The sequence below is a fragment of the Lactobacillus sp. ESL0684 genome, assembly GCF_029392675.1.
GTDB lineage: Bacteria > Bacillota > Bacilli > Lactobacillales > Lactobacillaceae > Lactobacillus.
This window is the reverse complement of the sequence record NZ_CP113941.1, coordinates 258,651-275,362: the sequence shown is the minus strand read 5'-3', so window position 1 is coordinate 275,362 and position 16,712 is coordinate 258,651. Positions and strand designations below refer to the sequence as shown.

The following is a 16,712-nucleotide window of genomic DNA, read 5'->3' as shown; positions in this document are numbered from 1 at the left end:
CTTTATATGTCAGTGCCGTTTTAAGTTAATGATAAAGCAAAACCATAGTTTTACAAGTTGAAATTATAATTCTAACTAAAAAGATTACCAATTTACTATTACATAAATCAGTAATCCCTTTTCTTTAATTATTTATTTTTTCGACTCTTTTTTCTAAAAGTTGGTTCATACGTCAGCTTAATAGCCGCTGGCAAAATTAACGGTAAGATAAAGACTAAGATAATCAAGCCAATGATTACTGCTAACGCAACTTCGATTAATGTTGGTACACCTGAAGGAATTAGTGCCGCAAAGGTTCCACCCAAAATAATTGCTGCAGAAACCACAACAGTCCCAATCACTCCGCAAGCCTTTAAGATACGTTCGCTTAATTTGCCATGATCTAGACTGCGATATCGTGTCATTAAAAAGATACTGTAATCAACACCTAAGGCAATCAGCATAATAAAGCTGAAAAACGGTGTATTCCAAGTTAAGGTATTATTGCCTAAAATTGCTTTAACCAGCCATTCTGTAATTGATAATGAACAGAAGTAAGCTAATAATAATGTTCCTAAAATATATACTGGCTGCAATAATGATTTAGTAACAAAAATTAAGGCAATACCAATTCCCACCAGCATAATTGCAGCAGTCTTAACGAAATCATCACTGGCTATTCGCTTAGTATCAGCAATTTTAGCACTTTCACCGCCCATGGCAACTGTCGCCTTATCAAGACGTGTTCCTTGCAAGGATTTCTGCGCCATCAAGCTTAAGTCTTGTACTCTGCTAACCGCGCGATCAGCACTTGGATCTGAATTAAGCACTACCATGAGCATTGCCGACTTCTTATTAGGGCTAAGATATACTTTGATCGAATTCTGGAACATATCTGTTTTGAGATATTCTTGTGGAATGTAAAAAGTATCAGCCGCACTAGAACTAGCCAGTCCAGTTAAATAGGCTGCTCCTTGCCCTAATCCGCTATTGACCTCATCAACTCCAGTAGTAATTTTCGGTACACCGGTAGCCAATTGTCCTGCCCCGGTACTTAATTGTCCGGTACTAGAGTTGAGTTGACCAACACTACCTGCTAAATTAGCTGCTCCAGAACTTACCTGATTAGCCGCTGCAGCAAGACTACCGACACTTGACTGTAACGATCCATTCGCATTACCAGCCATCGATTCATTTAAAGCTGCACTTGCAGCTTGCATAACTGCTGCTTTCTGCTGCTTAGTTAGGCCAGGTACACTAGATAAGTTTCTAGATAAACTTTTACGATACACCTCAGCTTGAGTATTCGAGCCTTGTGAGCTATTGGTCAATTGTGAATTAAGCTGGTTCAGTCCACTTGTAAGCTGCTGACTGCTATTCTGCAATTCAGTTGCACCTGCTTGCAGTGAACTAGTACCACTCTGCAGTTGATTAGTTCCAGTCTGCAGTTGATTAGCACCAGTGGCTAACTTTTGACTAGACTTGCTTACTTTACCTAAACCAGTTCGAGCATCATCTACACCATTATTGACTGTATTTAATTGGTTATTGACATACAATTGCTGAATGTTTTCACCATAAGGTTGGGTAACTGAAGTTGCAAACGCCACTCCTTTAGAAGCCTGCAATTGTCTAGTTAGCTGATCGATTATCTTTAAATCAGCTTCATTATCTAAACGATGATTACTCTTAATATATAAAGTTGATGGCTCTGCCATTCCAGCTGGGAAATGCTTTTTAACAACTAACATCCCTGCTTTAGCAGGATTATCATTACTAATTTCAGCTGTATCATCATAATTTAAATGACCCGAATATAATAGAGCAAAAGGTGTCACTACTACTGCCAAAATCAGCAAATAAATTATAGGATGCGCTAAAGAACTTTTAGCAATTCCATGCCACATCTTATTTTCATGTTCTTTAGGAATTTCTTTAACTGGCCAGAACAGCTTGTCACCTAAAACTGCCATGAAGAATGGATTCAAAGTTAGCAATACTAATAACAATACTGCTACTCCCACTGCCACTCCTACTGCTGATTGGTAAATCGAAAATTTTGCTAATCCTAAAGCAGCAAAACCAATTAAAATTGTCGAACCTGAAAATAGGATTGTTTTCCCAGCAACTTTGAGTGCATCTTTCATTGCCTGATAACGAGTTTGACCCTTACCCAGATTTTCCTTAAATTTGTCAAATAGCAAGATATTATAATCTGTACCTATCCCAAATAAGACAATAATCATGAAGACTTGGGTAAAGTTAGAAAATGGAAAATTATTGTGTTCAACTAGGTTAGTTACAAGAGAAAACGAGGTAATAAATGCTACCCCAACAGTTAATAATGAAACCAACGGTACAATTGGTGATTTAAAGACTAAAACCAAAACAATAAAAATAAAAATTACTGTGATTAGCTCAGTCTTTTTGATCCCTTCTTGAATTGAATCAGAAAAAGCATTCTGTAAAACGTCCGCTCCAGTGACATACGTGCTAACTCCAGTAGTTTTGACAGCATTAGTTAATTGCTCTTCGACTTCATTAATTGCCGCATGCTTTTTAGCCACATTAAGTTGCATTACCCAAGTAGTATTATCCTTAGATTGTAATCGTTTCTTGGTAGCAATATTTTCATCAGGTGCTAACACCTGCTTAATTCCATACTCCGACTGATGTTCTTGTAAATTAGCAACAGTATGATTGATCGCCTGCTTATCGGCTTGCGTCAATTTACCTTTTTGCTTATTAAATACGACAGCAATCTGGTAGGTGTTTTTTTGTTTTGGACCCCAATCTGTTTGAATTGATTGAGCTACCTCACTTTGAACATCTTGGGGTAACGAAACTCCAGAATGTTGCCGTGTTAACCCCGTAATATTAGGTAAGGCTATTAGCGAAACCACCAAAATCAAAATCCATGCAATTAGCGAAAAAACATGATTCTTTACTAGTTTTTGCAATCTACTTTTCCTTTCTATATCCGCAATTATGCTTGCGATTGAACTAACTGTAAAATTAACTCATGATAACCACGATCAGCTTCGGCTGCGCTCTCCTTAGTAAAAGATGCAGACACATCCAAAAAAACATAGCCTAAAACTGCACCAATTAGTGCGTGGAGCGAAACTTTACTATCACCACGAATATTCAACTTCTCAGCTAACTCAATTATCTTAAGAATTTCTTGATTAATTGCGTCGTCTTGCTGATATTCATTTAAATGATACAGGATACTGAGTAATGCTTGATCGGTCAAGATAAAGTTACGCACAATATCCGCAAATTTAAGCAGTGCCTCAACACCAGAAAAACCTAGTAGGTTTTCAATTAATTTTTGGCTCAACAACTTAATTCGACTTGCACCAACCAAAGATAATAATTGCTTGCGTCCCGAAACATAATGATACAACGACTGCGACTTAACTCCTAACTCTTTAGCAAGACTTGGCAAAGTTAGCGCCGCTAACCCGTGTTGATTAATCAGTTCAGTTGCTTTAGCAATCAACTTGTCTAAGTTTAAGTCCCGCTTTTTGACCAATATTAATCAGCTCCTTTTAGTACCTGAATAATATAGCACTACAATTAGAAGAAAACAATTTACACTTTGTAAATTATATTTAATTAAAGAAGTCAGCGACGGTCTTGCTCAAACGTGTCAGTTTGCGAGCGCTATCACTCCAAACACTAAGACAATAAGTATGACCACCACTTTGTACTAAAATTACGGCCGCCTTCTTATCACCAATTGCATACACCGTGCCATTAACTCCAGAAGCCAGTTTAGGCTTATGCTTAGTCGAATTAAGCGATCCTAGAGCCAAATTGGCATGTTGTCGGTCAAGGGTTTTATCTTGATAAAGATCAACCATAATACGAGCTAAATCCGTTGCAGTTGTCTGAGAGCTAAGTTGTGTTGTGGTGTGCTTAATACTCGTATCAGTTGCTCCCATCTGCTTAATTACTGGCGCAATCTTAGAGCCAACTTTACGCATTAAAACATTAGTGGCAGTTTGATTACCTTGAAGCATCGCTTGCTTCAGATAAGTAACACTATAAGCAATTCCTGCGCTAAGCATTTTTTCCCCCTTAACGCGATCAGCTTTTTTAACTTTAAGTGCACTATGCCCAGAAAGATTCCCATGTTGTTCTTGATAATAAATTGTTACTAATAAAAATAGCCGACTGCTTACCTTGGCTTGATGTAGCTTAGACGTATTAGCAACTTGTGCAAATTTGGGTGAATTCAAATCTTGCAGGCAAACTTGATAACTATCATTCTTGCCCATTATCTGACTAATCTTTTTAGCCCAATCTGCCTGACTACCCTTTTTAACTTTAACTTCACTTGGATACTCCATCCCAGCTACTTTAGGTTCAGCCTTAGACTTTTTATTTTTACGTTTAACTACACTACTTCGATTATGATCAATTACTTGCAAACTTGCATGACCCAGCTGCTTAATGTTAGCCGTATACAGCATAAACGCAAACAGCGTCGCTATTAATGAACCAATGATTACCTTATTTTTCATCTTTTATGTCTCACCTCAAAACATATGGTGTCGCTTCATCAAGAAGATTAACCAAGCCATTAAAATAATGGCGAATATGGTAATCACTATCCAATCTGTTGAACTGTGATCGACTGGCAAGCTAACGTTCATTCCATAAAAACCCGTTAAAATTGTCGGAATTGTTAAAACCAATGACCACACAGTCAAGAACTTCATCGTATCATTCAGGTTATTATTCATCATATTATTGGAAGTCGCTGACAAAGTCTTAGTCACTTGCTGCGAAATTTTCACCATTTCAGAAGCCTGATTTGATTCGATTAAAACGTCATCAAGGCGTTCTCTAGCATATTTGGTAAAATCCAATTCTGATATTTTCAAGCTGTGCAACATCATCAAGTCAGTCTGAATTGAACTTGAAAGGTAAACCAAACTTTTTTCAATGTTGGATAACTCAACTAAGTCATGATTGTCAATATCGTCTGATAATTTTTGATCTAAGCCATTACGTTCAACATCTAATTGAGTAATCGCTCTTTGAAAGTATTGTGCTGCTGAAAGCAAAAATTTCATTAACAATTCGGTAACATCCTCTGCCCTGGAAAGCTTATTACGCATTAACCGATCATTAAATTCCTCAAAAACATAGCTAGTTGATTCTGTATGGAAGGTAAAAATGTTTTCACCCGAAACCAGAAAAGTAATTGGATGCGAAGTAAAATGTTTAATGCTTTTACTGGGCCAAATCGGCACATCATAAACCAGCAAGTGAATCTTAGTGTGAGTATCATAATCATAGTGTGGTCGCTCGTGTCGGTCGGAAATATAAGAAATCATGTCTGGGGTAAAATTAAATTCATCCTGGAGTTTTCGACTATCTGCCTCACTTAAGTTGTTGATATCATACCATCTATATCTAGTTTCGATGGGAAAATTTTGTTCTTTAATCATCATTTTCACCCCTTGAATAAGTTATCCATTGACTAAATCAAATTAGTTTTCGCACTTCTATTATCTTACCATTCAAGCTCAAAACGACAAATAAAAAACAGACAATTACGTCTGTTTTTAATTATGAACCATAACTTGAGATTACATCAGTATGCAACTGGACTCAATATGATTGATATCTTTTAAAAAGTCAATTACGTCAGAAAGCATTTTTTTACCAATTGCCTTAAATTGCTCACTCGGAATTTTATCAGTATATTTAAATATTCCCACAGATGTATCAAATATAAGATAAATTTGCGTTAATACTCCAACATTAAGTTCCTTTCTAAATCCATATCCATTGATAAAGGAGTTTATCAATCTTTTATCAAGACAAAAATCTTCATAAAAAAGTTTAATAAAGTCTTGATAAGCTGGTCCCAATCTAGCACGTTCATAGTCAATTAACATCAGCTTATTGTCGACAAATTTATAATTTCTAGTTCCTACATCTCCATGAAGAACAAGATTAGAGTGCTTTGCTATATCGTTTTGAATAATTGGTTTATATTTTAAAATAATATCGAATTGGCTTTTTAATATATCTTTTTCTTCTGTAGACTTTAAACTATCTATATTTGTTTTAATATCAATGAAAGTATTTGGTGACTTTCTAATATCCTTAAAAGGTTTAAGTTTACTGTGAAAATCACGTAAGACTCGTCCCATCTTATATGACAGCTGTTCCGACATTTTTTCTTCTACATCAGACGGAGATATATCTGTCATTACAAGCACAAATAAATCTTGGATATCGGTCAACTTAAAACTTTTTAGAACTCTATTATTTATTTCTAAATTTACACTTTTTTCAGTATACATTTTTTGTTTCGAAGCAAACACTTTAACAAATATGGTCCTATTATAAACTGTACTGTATCCAGTAAATGTTGAATTTAGAGATTCGTGAGTTATTTGCTTAAGGTCTGCTTTTAACTTTCTATTTAATAACTGAAACTTGAAAGCAGTAAAACTAGCCAGATTCCTTATTGAGTCTGGCTTTTTTGGTTCTTAATTATATTTTAAACGCTTCTCTGCAGCTGCTTTTGAATAAATCCTGGCAGTAATTTAATAAAATTATTTATTATCCGCTCGACTTCTGTAGTTATTTCTTCTTTAACTGCTTTTAGGGCACTTAGCAGGTAGACCAATGCTTCTTCAAACGCCAAATCCGGCAACGCATCATTCATCAAATAGAATAAATCCCCAATTGTTCGCTCATCAACTGCTTGTCTCTCTTGCCAAGCCAGCAAGTCATAAGTTAAGGCGGTAATTGCAAAATATCCGCACTGACCATCGTAACTTTGAATTTGTGATTTATCTAAAGCTAGGTATTGCTTAGCTGCTTTAAAGTAGGTTTATCTAACTTTGAATTTGTGATTTATCTGCCATCTACGACCATAAAGCTGAATGACTTCTTTAGGTTGCAGCTGATATCTGGTGGTAGCCAAGACCAAGTACTTTATTATTACCACGTTTAGTAACATATACTAATCTGATAGGAAAACTATGTCCTTGATACTCTGCCTCGACTACACAACTATAAAGATAGTCATCTTTGGCTTTCAGCTTTGAGCCAGCTAAGCGTTCATACAAACTTTTTACATCATAAAGGCGACCACGATAGCAGTAGTATACCTTCTTGCTCAACTTAAGCATCGAGACACTGTCTAATCCTAACTGCTTTAACTGCCAGAACATTTTGGGCGAGGCAAACCAGCTGTCAAACAGTACATAGTCTGCTGGTACACCTTCATTGATAGCTTGCTTAAGCAATTCAACCGTGACATCATTCATTTGCCTTTGGGCTTGGGTTCTTCTTCTGCCTGCAATAGAACGATTATCGGTTGTAGTGGCTTTACTGCCAAGCAGATTTGTTTTCTTATCTGGTGGACATCAAAGCAAAATTAACTGGCAAAAAAGTATTGCCGTCACTCCAACCAACGGTCAAGCCACGATAACCATTAACATATTTATGCTCATTATGATCGTAAACTTTGGCAAGTAATTCCGCTTTCTTAGAATAGGAACGTGCTAGCAAAGTATCATCTACAATCAAAGCTAGTCTTCTACGCTTGTCGATTACCGGTTTAAGTACCTTAATTAGTTTGGCAGCAGCTAAGCAAAGCAGTTTTTGCCAATTGATGCGGCCATCATTAAGGATATTTCTGCCAGTCTTAGAGGTAAATTCAGCTGGTTGGTCAAAACGATACAGTGATTTACGGGCAAAACGTGATTGGATTAACCATTTGACTACCATGAGCAGGCTAACTAAAGAATGACGTTTAAAATTAACCTGTTTACTTAAGTCAGCTAGACCAATTAATTTTGTAAAAGATGAAATTAAGGAAGAAGTGTCCTTTTCTTGATTGAATTGCGGTATACTGTTCATAACGTAAGAACTCCTGTAACTTTAGTTTTGGTTATTTAAAGTATAACGCAGAGAGGGCTTGCGTTTTTATTTTTTAGGCAAAAAAGCTAGAAATCACGCTCTTTTGAGGTGATTTCTAGCTTTCAAGTTTCAGTTAATAAATTATTTATATCCATGTTATAGTGCTCCAATCAATCTAAATATCGACCGAATAAATTAAGCTAATTTTCATATTTATATTATCTTACCATTCAAGCTCAAAACGACAAATAAAAAACAGACAATTACGTCTGTTTTCAGTAAATAATTTCTATTGTTGCCAAGCGGCATCAAATTTAGTTTTGCCAGTTTTAATAGCAGTCTTCATGTTCTGCTTTTTCTGAGCAGCTGATAAGATTGATTGCATAATTGGCTTTAGCTGGCTATAAGTTGCTCCAGCATTTTTAATTACTGGCACACTATACATCTCATTAGCTTTAGTAATAGTTTCTAACTTAGCTGGCAGTTTGAACTGACTGTCAGTCTTATAGGTAGCGGATTTAGCAACCTCTGTATTAACTGGCATATAACCTGTGGCTTGAGCCCATTTAGTTTGACTCTTTTTAGAAGACAAGAACTTCATATATTTAAAAGCTGCCGACTTTTGCATAGCACTAGCATGATCAAACATATAAATATCTGTTCCCTGCTGCATGGTATATTTACTTGGCCGCGGTGCAACTTCATATTTAAAGCCCTTTTTGGCTGCCTGCTTAATCCAAGTTTCAGTTGAAGACGACGTTACCATCATAGCTAGTTTTTGATTAGTAAATGGAATATACAGATATTTATCTGAACCCGGCATTCTAAAGTAACCAGCTTCTTCACCATCGGCAAAGTAATTAATCACTTGCTTAGAGTCTGTACCCGCAAAATTAATCTGCTTAGAAAAGTTCTGACCAGCATTTTTCATTCCTAAGACATAGTAATTATCTAAATTATCAAAACCTGCTCCAACTACCTGATGATGACTCTTACGATAAATCGTCTGTGCCGCCTGTTTTAATTGCGCCATCGAACTAGGCACTTGCTTAATGCCATATTGCTTGAGCATCTTAGGATTATAAATCAGCAGCTCAATCGACTTATTAAAAGGAATCCCATACTGGACACCATTAATTTTGGCACCATTCAGTAAGTCTTGCTTAATGTTACTTGGTTGCTTACCCCAACCAACTTCTTCGTTCTTCATGTAAGGACTAAGATTAACCAACATTTTATTTCTGGCTGCACTTTCTAGCCAATCTGGATAAGCCTGCGTAATCGTTGGCAAATCCTTAGGCGATTGCATTGTCGAATTAAGCTTGGCTTGCAAATCAGTGTACGCACCTTGCTGCTCTAGTTTAACCTTGATTTTAGGATTTTGCTGTTCGAATTGCTTAGTTAAATCCCTAAGAGTTTGCTCCTGCTGTCCCTGCATTCCATGCCAGAAAACTACCGTAGTTTTTTTAGTAACTTTGGGAATTGCTTGTGAATCAGAAGTAGTTTCCTGCTTAGAACAAGCCGCCGTCCCAATTAAAGCCGCAGCCATTACCGTTAAGACAAGTAGCTTTTTACCGAATTTCATTTTATATTTCCTCCAAAATGGGATTAATCTCTAACAATTAATCACCAGATATTAAATACTTGTTAATTTTATAACAAGGTAAATAAAATAGCAACTTAATTTTGCAGTAATATCCGTGTTATTTGTATTTTTTTACCATTTTTTTAATTAAAGTTCGTCTTTTGTACAAAAATATAGCTAAATCGATAAATTTGTTCCAATTATCAAGTATTAAATCAAAAAGCAGACCTGTCTTTAAATAGACAGGTCTGCTTTATTAGTAAAAATACTTATAACTTAGTTTTATTGTTTCCAGGCAGCATCAAATTTCGCTTTACCAGTCTTAATGCTGTTATCAACATTCTGCTTCTTTTGAGCAGCAGACATAATGTTTTGCATAATTGGGTTCAGCTGACCATAAGCAGCTCCAGCATCTTTAACCACTGGCACACTATACAGATGCTTCATTGCACTGCCAAGCTTGGCTGGCAATTTAATCTGCTGGTTGTCCTTGTATTCCTTAGAATTAATCACTTGTTGGTTAACTGGAATATAGCCAGTCGCATTAGCCCACTTGAGTTGGCTTGATTTTGAAACTAAGAACTTAATATAACTAAATGCTGCAGACTTTTGGGTAGCACTAGCATGATTGAACATGTAGATATCAGTTCCTTGTTGCATAGTGTATTTACCTGGACGCGGGGCTACATCATAAGTAAATTTTTTACCAACACCTTGCTTAACAAAACCCTCTCCAGCAGAAGTACCGATATACATTGCGACTTTTTGGTTGGCAAATGGTCCAGAAAGATAATGCTCTGAGCCTGCTACTCGGAAGTAACCTTTCTTAACCCCATCAGCGTAGTAATTGATAACTTTCTTAGAAGTATCACCGGCAAAATCAATCTTCTTAGAAAAATCAACGCCCTCATTCTTCATCCCTAAAACATAATAGTTAGATAGTGAGTCAAAGCCAGCACCAACTACCTGATGATGACTCTTCTCATAAATAGTCTGGGCGGCTGTTTGCAACTCTGCCATAGTTGTTGGCGCCTTCTTAATGCCATACTTCTTAAAAAGATCGGCATTATAAGTTAAAGTTTCAATTGACTTGTTAAACGGAATCCCGTATTGGACACCGCCAATTTTAGCGCCATTTAGCAATGCTGGCTTAATATCAGATTTCTGACTGCTTCCCCAACCAAGTTTTTGATTGTTGATGTATGGCTTCAAGTCGACCAGTAATTTATTTTTCGATGCCGTATATAACCAGTCAGGATACGCTTGGGTAATCGTTGGCAAATCTTTAGGTGATTGCAACGTCGAATTAATTTTGGCTTGCAGATCGCTATACGCTCCCTGATTTTCTAATTTGACTTTGATTTTAGGATTTTTCTTTTCGAATTCCTGCGTCAATTGCTTTAATGTCTGCTGCTGGACCCCAGTCATGCCATGCCAAAAAACGATATTAGTCTGTTTGGTAATCTTGGTCGGAATTTTATCCGCACTTGATGATGACGAAGAACTATTGCCATTAGAACACGCTGCTGTTCCTAGCAAGGATAAGCCAATTGCAAATACAGCTGCAATTTTTCTACGAAACTTCATTAGGTATATACCTCCAAAAAACAAAAAACTAAACAATATTTTTTTGATTTACTAAAGCGTAATTGTTTGCTTACGTTTAGGTAAAATCCTTTTTCCAAATGGGTTCTCTACCAACTCCGGATGCAATGTGTGCACCGGAATTAACGTTGGCGGCTGAACCAGTTCAATAATCTCTGCCAGTTCTTTTTGGTCAGCATGACCTGAGCAACGTAAGGCTCTAAACTCAATTTCCAATTCTTTAAATTGCTGGACAAACGGTGCATAACTGGGATCAAAATCCCCTAACGGCTCAGCGTTGGAATGCAGGTATAATCCGCCCGGTTGCAAACTAGCAAAATCATCAACCACTTGCCAAAGATATTCATGTTTATCTTGTAAAAGCTGACTGTATGGAATTGCTAACTTGGGGTTTAACTCAGAAATCTTTTCTTCTCTAGGTAAGTAATAATAGTAAGCATCTTTACCCAATTGCTTAAGTAGCTGCGCACGCTTAGCATGTAAAACTACCGTACGCGGCGAATTTGCCATAATCTGCAGCAATCGCTCCACGTTAGTTGGATAAGTATTAAAAGTAATCTGCCGGTTAGGGTTAGCTTTTTGCAACTCTACTACTTCCGCCGTCAATTCTGTTTCACTTTTTGGTCCTTGAAATTCCTGATCGTCTTTAGAAGCGGCTTCTTCCGGCCAAGAATACCCAGTTGCTTCAGTAATTAACACGTCAGAATGCTGTGCCCTTGTTAAAAATTGCTTGACCCAATCAGGATGATAGCCATGCAACCGAATATCGCCAGTATATGCAACTTCCCGATCCGGTGTGGTCACAATCAATCCTGTTGCACCATAGGCATCATGATCACTCGACCAAACTTCTAAGCTAATCTGACCAACTCGCACTGTTTCGCCAGGCTCAACGGCAGTAATTGGGCGAGTATAACTAGACTGACGTCCTGCTGCTGGCAAAAGAAAATCACCTGCTGCATTTAAAATTGGTAACATTTTAGCCGTTAACGGGCCTGCATAGACTGGAATTTCCGGTGCAATCAGGTTAAGAGCCTTACTATGATCTAAATGCAGATGAGACAGATAGGCGCCAGCATGCTGCCAGCGCTCAGTATCTAAAACGACTCCAGTAATTTTTGGATCATAAAAGTTGGCTACATCACCAATCAGCTGATTTTGAATTAACGTCCGATAATTTTCATCAGGTAAAGCTAATTCTGGACGATAAACTTCTCCTAAATCAAATAACACATGATCGTGGCCATAAGCTACTTCAATCATAGGTCCGCCAATAGTCGTCAAGCCATTATAAAAAGTGATGGTAGTCTTATCCTTTAATGTCATTGCGCACTACTCCTCGAATAATCTGTTTTCTAAAAATTAAATACAGAATTAAAATTGGCAAAATTGTTAACGTCGCTGCAGCCAATTGCAATTGAGTTTCACTACCTGCATCAGAAGCAAAGGCCGATAAGCCATTATTGAGCAAGCGCATATTATCCTCGTTAGTGACTAGCAGTGGCCATAGAAATGAATTCCATCCGGAAATAAAACTGAGTAGGCCTACAGTAAATAAACCACCCTTAGACATCGGCACTAAAATTTTCCAAATATAGTCCCAATCACTTGCTCCATCGATTTTGGCTGCTTGATAAATCGTATCTGAAATTGATCCGAAATAGCTTTGTAAATAATACATATAAAAGATTGAGGTCAAAAATGGTAATACCAGTCCAATATAGGTGTTAAGCAGTCCCAGATGAGCAATCGTATTATAATTGGTAAAAATAATTGCTTCCCCTGGCACCATTAATAATGACAGCAATACCATCTGGATGAAGCCCTTACCTTTAAAGTGCAAGTTAACCATCGCAAAGCCGCCAAGCAACGCATTAAACAAACTGACCAAAGTAGTTACGGTAGCAGTTAAAATCGTATTGAAGAAGTAGTGACCAAACGGTGCTCTAGCAAAAACTTTAGCATAATTGGACCAGTTAAAATGATGCGGAATCAGTGTTGGTGGAATTGAGGTGGTTTCTTGGAAATTCATCAAACCACCTAAAATCATATAAATAAACGGAAAAACAGTAATAACAGCAAAGATAATTAAAATGAGATAACTAAATAAAACGCCCCACCGAATTTTCTTCATTTACTTTTCTCCAATCTTATTCATCATTTTTCGTTGCAGGAATGTGGCTAGTAAAATAATCAAAAACAGAATAACCGTTGCCGCCATTGCCACTCCTGGTGTCCCAACAGTTTGGAACTTGTTATAGATATAAAAGACTGCTGTAGTTCCAGAATTACCAACTCCTGCTTGCCCGTTGAATAGTGCATAAACCGAAGTGTAAATCTTAAAAGCCCCGATTACATTCATGGTTAACAAGAAGGCAATTGTTGGTACCAGCTGTGGCATAGTAATTCGCCAGAATTTATCTTTACCACTGGCACCATACATATCGGCAATCGTATAGTAATTAGGATCAATATTTCTTAATGCACCCATCAAAATTACGATATTAAAAGCCAGCGAACTCCAAATTCCAAAAATAATAATTGTAGTTAGTGACATTGCCGGGTCATCAAGCCAATTAGGTGCTGGTAAATGCAAACTACGTAAAATAAAATTGAGCATCCCATAATCGCCGTTAAAAATATAACGAAAGACAATCCCAATTGCGATCGTCGAGGTAACATAAGGCATGAAAAAGGTAGTCTCAAAAAAGGCTTGATGCTTTACCTTACTAAAAATAATCCACGCTAGCATAATCGAAATTGCAAGACCAATTGGCACTGAAATGACTGCATAGAGAATCGTATTTTTCAATGCTAACCAAAACTCGGGATCTTTAAAAATATACTGGTAATTGCTTAAGCCGGTCCACGTCAGATCAATTAAAGATCCCTTTTGAAAACTCATGCCAAAAGCACGCAAAATCGGATAAATACTGAACAAAGTCACAAAAATGATTGTCGGTGCCAAGAAAAGCCAAGCCTTTTTTTGATTTTTCTTCATTATTAATAAACTCGCTCCCCATCAAGAGTAAATAAGAATACCCGATCAAGCCGCATGGCCAAATTTACCTGCTCACCTGGGCTAATTGGTGTTTCTAAATCAATCAGTGACCGCAGTTGCGTGCCATCATGCGTAAACTTCAAGATACGCTCACGCCCAATTAATTCAATATCGTCAATCTCAGTAGTTAAAAAGCCGTTAACATCCGGTTTAATATTTTCTGGTCGAACAGACAGATAGTAATCTCCGTCTGGTAATTCCCGTTTAAAACGTGAATTATCCAAATCTGCTAACTTAATCGTAAAATTACTGCCCGCAAGTTCAGTCGCAGTTTTCGTTACCTTAAAATTATCAATCACTGGATTACCAACAAAGTTGGCTACAAAATAATTGTTAGGTGCTAAATAAAAGTTCTGTCCCAAATCATCTTGCTGAATTACTCCATCATTAAAAAGAATAATCTTGTCACCAATTGACAAGGCTTCTTCTTGATCATGAGTGACAAATAAAGTCGTAATCCCAACGGATTTAACTAAGTCGCGGATTTCTTCACGAATCTGCAAGCGCAAGCGGGCATCTAGATTACTTAATGGCTCGTCCATTAACAAAATTTGCGGCTCCTGAACTAGCGCCCGAGCAATTGCCACTCGTTGCTGCTGACCACCAGACAGTTTACCTGGTTTTTCATCAGCTAATTCCGTAATTTGAGTTAACTTCATATATTTACGAGCAACTTGCTCAGCCTCAGCTTTTGATCGCTTGTTTTTGCCAACAGTTAGCGGAAACATGACGTTCTGCAGGACAGACATATGCGGATAAAGCGCATAATTTTGAAAAACATAGCCAATTTGTCGGTCTTTTGAAGCGACATCAACGACTGATTTTCCACCAAAGCGGATATCTCCACTAGTAGGTTCAAGCAGTCCAGCTAAAATATTCAAAATAGTAGTCTTGCCACAACCAGATGGCCCTAATAAACAAACTAAATCTCCCTTTTTAACCGAAAAGCTGACATCTTTAATAGCTTCATGGCCGTTATCATAAACCTTTTTTAAATTCTTTACTTCGACGAATTTGTTATTATCCATTCATTCACACCACAACATCTTGTATCTATCTTTAATTTATCCCCTTAATTTTAAGCTAAATAGTAGTTAAGCACAACTATCTTTCATTGCTTTTTATTTGGGTTTTAGCTCTAACTGCAGAGAGATTTTTGCGTAATTTCTCTATTTTTACTACAATTAAGCTAATCATTAGCAGCCCCAAAACTACCTAGTTAAATAATGGCACAATTTAAAATTATTAAAATACAGGAAAGATGATTACATGATCAATAATACTCCCCAACCGGTTAACGCTTATCTTGCTGGTGTCAACTTAAATGATCCTAACTTCGACTATTACATGAGCGAATTAGCTAACTTAACTGAGGCTGACAATATGGAAGTCGTCGGTCAAAGTCAACAAAATGCCCAACAAGTTGTCAGTAGCACCTATTTAGGTTTAGGTAAAATCAATGAAATTAAAAATTTAGCACACGGGCTTAAAGCAAAAGTACTGATACTTAATGATGAGTTATCACCAGTTCAAATTCGTAATCTGGAAAATTTAACTAAGCTTCGAGTAATTGACCGCACAGAATTAATTTTAGAAATTTTTGCTAGTCGAGCTCGCAGCAAACAAGCAAAGTTACAAGTTCAGTTAGCACAATTACAATATGAATTACCGCGTTTGCACCCTTCAGAAAACCAGCTAGATCAACAGCGTGGTGGGGGATTTGCTAACCGCGGAGCTGGTGAATCTAAGTTAGAACTAAACAGGCGAACCATTGGTAAGCAAATTGCTGCAATCAAAAAAGAATTAAAAGCAATTAATGGACAAGAAGCAATTAAAGCTAAACGTAGAAATCAAAAACAGATTCCTAAAGTAGCTCTGGTCGGTTATACCAATGCTGGCAAGTCAACCACCATGAATGGATTACTAACAGAGTTTGCTGAAGATAGCCGTGATAAGCAGGTTTTTGTTAAAAATATGCTATTTGCAACTCTCGATACTAGTGTCAGACGTATTGACTTAGCACACAATTTCAGCTTTATTTTATCCGATACAGTTGGTTTTATCTCTAAATTACCACATAATTTAGTCGAATCGTTTAAAGCTACTTTGCAGGAAGCCAAAGATGCCGACTTATTAATTAATGTAGTTGATGCCAGCGATCCAAATATGATGCAAATGATTCGCACAACCCAAAGCGTTTTAACCGAAATCGGGATTAAAGATATCCCAATGATTACTGCATATAATAAAGCTGACCTAGCCAAGCGTAATTATCCGCAAATTGAAGGAAATGATATTTTGTATTCTGCGACCGATCAAGCTTCCATTAAATCGCTAGCAAATTTAATTACTAACCGGATTTTTGCAAATAATAAAAAACTAGAACTTTGCTTGCCACTTAGTGCTGGTAAAGTTCTAGCTAGATTACATGAAGAAGCACAAGTCCTTGATGAGGATTTCCAAGCTGATGGTGTCCATGTTCAAGCTTACTTATCACCTAAAAATCAACAAAAATTTCACCAATACATCATTTAAAAAGAAAAAATAAGCAGTTAATTATGTTGCAATGCACTAATTAACTGC

12 protein-coding genes and 1 pseudogene are annotated in these 16,712 nt (G+C 37.0%); 1 reads left to right on the top strand and 12 read right to left on the bottom strand.

The annotated features are described in order from the left end of the window. Window positions 1-128: 128 nt before the first annotated feature. The 12 genes and pseudogenes from OZX56_RS01285 to OZX56_RS01230 all read right to left on the bottom strand — a co-directional run bounded on the left by OZX56_RS01285 (window position 129) and on the right by OZX56_RS01230 (window position 15,157). Entirely contained in the window at window positions 129-2,939 is a 2,811-nt protein-coding gene (locus OZX56_RS01285) for an MMPL family transporter (RefSeq protein ID WP_277139897.1), read from the bottom strand. A 26-nt stretch (window positions 2,940-2,965) separates the two neighbouring features. Beyond that, the gene (locus OZX56_RS01280; RefSeq protein ID WP_277139896.1) at window positions 2,966-3,517 is read right to left on the bottom strand and encodes a TetR/AcrR family transcriptional regulator; all 552 of its coding nucleotides are present in this window, start codon (window positions 3,515-3,517) and stop codon (window positions 2,966-2,968) included. Window positions 3,518-3,596: 79 nt separating this feature from the next. Beyond that, a complete protein-coding gene (locus OZX56_RS01275) occupies window positions 3,597-4,511 on the bottom strand; it encodes a serine hydrolase (protein WP_277139895.1) in 915 nt (304 codons plus the stop codon). Window positions 4,512-4,526: 15 nt separating this feature from the next. Further along, window positions 4,527-5,444, bottom strand: a complete 918-nt coding sequence (locus OZX56_RS01270) for a magnesium transporter CorA family protein (RefSeq protein WP_277126992.1) — start codon at window positions 5,442-5,444, stop codon at window positions 4,527-4,529. A gap of 141 nt (window positions 5,445-5,585) precedes the next feature. Further along, complete coding sequence (locus tag OZX56_RS01265; RefSeq protein WP_277139894.1) at window positions 5,586-6,308, bottom strand: phosphotransferase; 723 nt, start codon at window positions 6,306-6,308, stop codon at window positions 5,586-5,588. Window positions 6,309-6,508: 200 nt separating this feature from the next. Next, window positions 6,509-7,878 (bottom strand): annotated as a pseudogene (locus OZX56_RS01260) (transposase). A gap of 289 nt (window positions 7,879-8,167) precedes the next feature. Further along, the gene (locus OZX56_RS01255; protein WP_277139893.1) at window positions 8,168-9,463 is read right to left on the bottom strand and encodes an extracellular solute-binding protein; all 1,296 of its coding nucleotides are present in this window, start codon (window positions 9,461-9,463) and stop codon (window positions 8,168-8,170) included. 282 nt (window positions 9,464-9,745) lie between these two features. Further along, window positions 9,746-11,050, bottom strand: a complete 1,305-nt coding sequence (locus OZX56_RS01250) for an extracellular solute-binding protein (protein WP_277139892.1) — start codon at window positions 11,048-11,050, stop codon at window positions 9,746-9,748. A gap of 51 nt (window positions 11,051-11,101) precedes the next feature. After that, complete coding sequence (locus tag OZX56_RS01245; protein ID WP_277139891.1) at window positions 11,102-12,394, bottom strand: MBL fold metallo-hydrolase; 1,293 nt, start codon at window positions 12,392-12,394, stop codon at window positions 11,102-11,104. Then, complete coding sequence (locus OZX56_RS01240; protein WP_277124885.1) at window positions 12,378-13,202, bottom strand: carbohydrate ABC transporter permease; 825 nt, start codon at window positions 13,200-13,202, stop codon at window positions 12,378-12,380. Before OZX56_RS01240 ends, OZX56_RS01245 begins: the two co-directional genes overlap by 17 nt. Continuing rightward, a complete protein-coding gene (locus OZX56_RS01235) occupies window positions 13,203-14,069 on the bottom strand; it encodes a sugar ABC transporter permease (protein ID WP_277139890.1) in 867 nt (288 codons plus the stop codon). A gap of 2 nt (window positions 14,070-14,071) precedes the next feature. Then, entirely contained in the window at window positions 14,072-15,157 is a 1,086-nt protein-coding gene (locus OZX56_RS01230) for an ABC transporter ATP-binding protein (protein ID WP_277139889.1), read from the bottom strand. A 241-nt stretch (window positions 15,158-15,398) separates the two neighbouring features. Here OZX56_RS01230 and hflX point away from each other — a divergent pair, with 241 nt between their 5' ends. Further along, the gene (hflX, locus tag OZX56_RS01225) at window positions 15,399-16,664 is read left to right on the top strand and encodes a GTPase HflX (RefSeq protein ID WP_277139888.1); all 1,266 of its coding nucleotides are present in this window, start codon (window positions 15,399-15,401) and stop codon (window positions 16,662-16,664) included. Window positions 16,665-16,712 lie beyond the last annotated feature (48 nt).

Bases quoted from the DNA above. Each gene is read 5' to 3' on its own strand.
- OZX56_RS01275 (WP_277139895.1), bottom strand. From the start codon at position 4,511: ATGAAAAATAAGGTAATCATTGGTTCATTAATAGCGACGCTGTTTGCG.
- OZX56_RS01270 (WP_277126992.1), bottom strand. From the start codon at position 5,444: ATGATTAAAGAACAAAATTTTCCCATCGAAACTAGATATAGATGGTAT.
- OZX56_RS01265 (WP_277139894.1), bottom strand. From the start codon at position 6,308: ATGTATACTGAAAAAAGTGTAAATTTAGAAATAAATAATAGAGTTCTA.
- OZX56_RS01255 (WP_277139893.1), bottom strand. From the start codon at position 9,463: ATGAAATTCGGTAAAAAGCTACTTGTCTTAACGGTAATGGCTGCGGCT.
- OZX56_RS01250 (WP_277139892.1), bottom strand. From the start codon at position 11,050: ATGAAGTTTCGTAGAAAAATTGCAGCTGTATTTGCAATTGGCTTATCC.
- OZX56_RS01245 (WP_277139891.1), bottom strand. From the start codon at position 12,394: ATGACATTAAAGGATAAGACTACCATCACTTTTTATAATGGCTTGACG.
- OZX56_RS01240 (WP_277124885.1), bottom strand. From the start codon at position 13,202: ATGAAGAAAATTCGGTGGGGCGTTTTATTTAGTTATCTCATTTTAATT.
- OZX56_RS01235 (WP_277139890.1), bottom strand. From the start codon at position 14,069: ATGAAGAAAAATCAAAAAAAGGCTTGGCTTTTCTTGGCACCGACAATC.
- OZX56_RS01230 (WP_277139889.1), bottom strand. From the start codon at position 15,157: ATGGATAATAACAAATTCGTCGAAGTAAAGAATTTAAAAAAGGTTTAT.
- hflX (WP_277139888.1), top strand. From the start codon at position 15,399: ATGATCAATAATACTCCCCAACCGGTTAACGCTTATCTTGCTGGTGTC.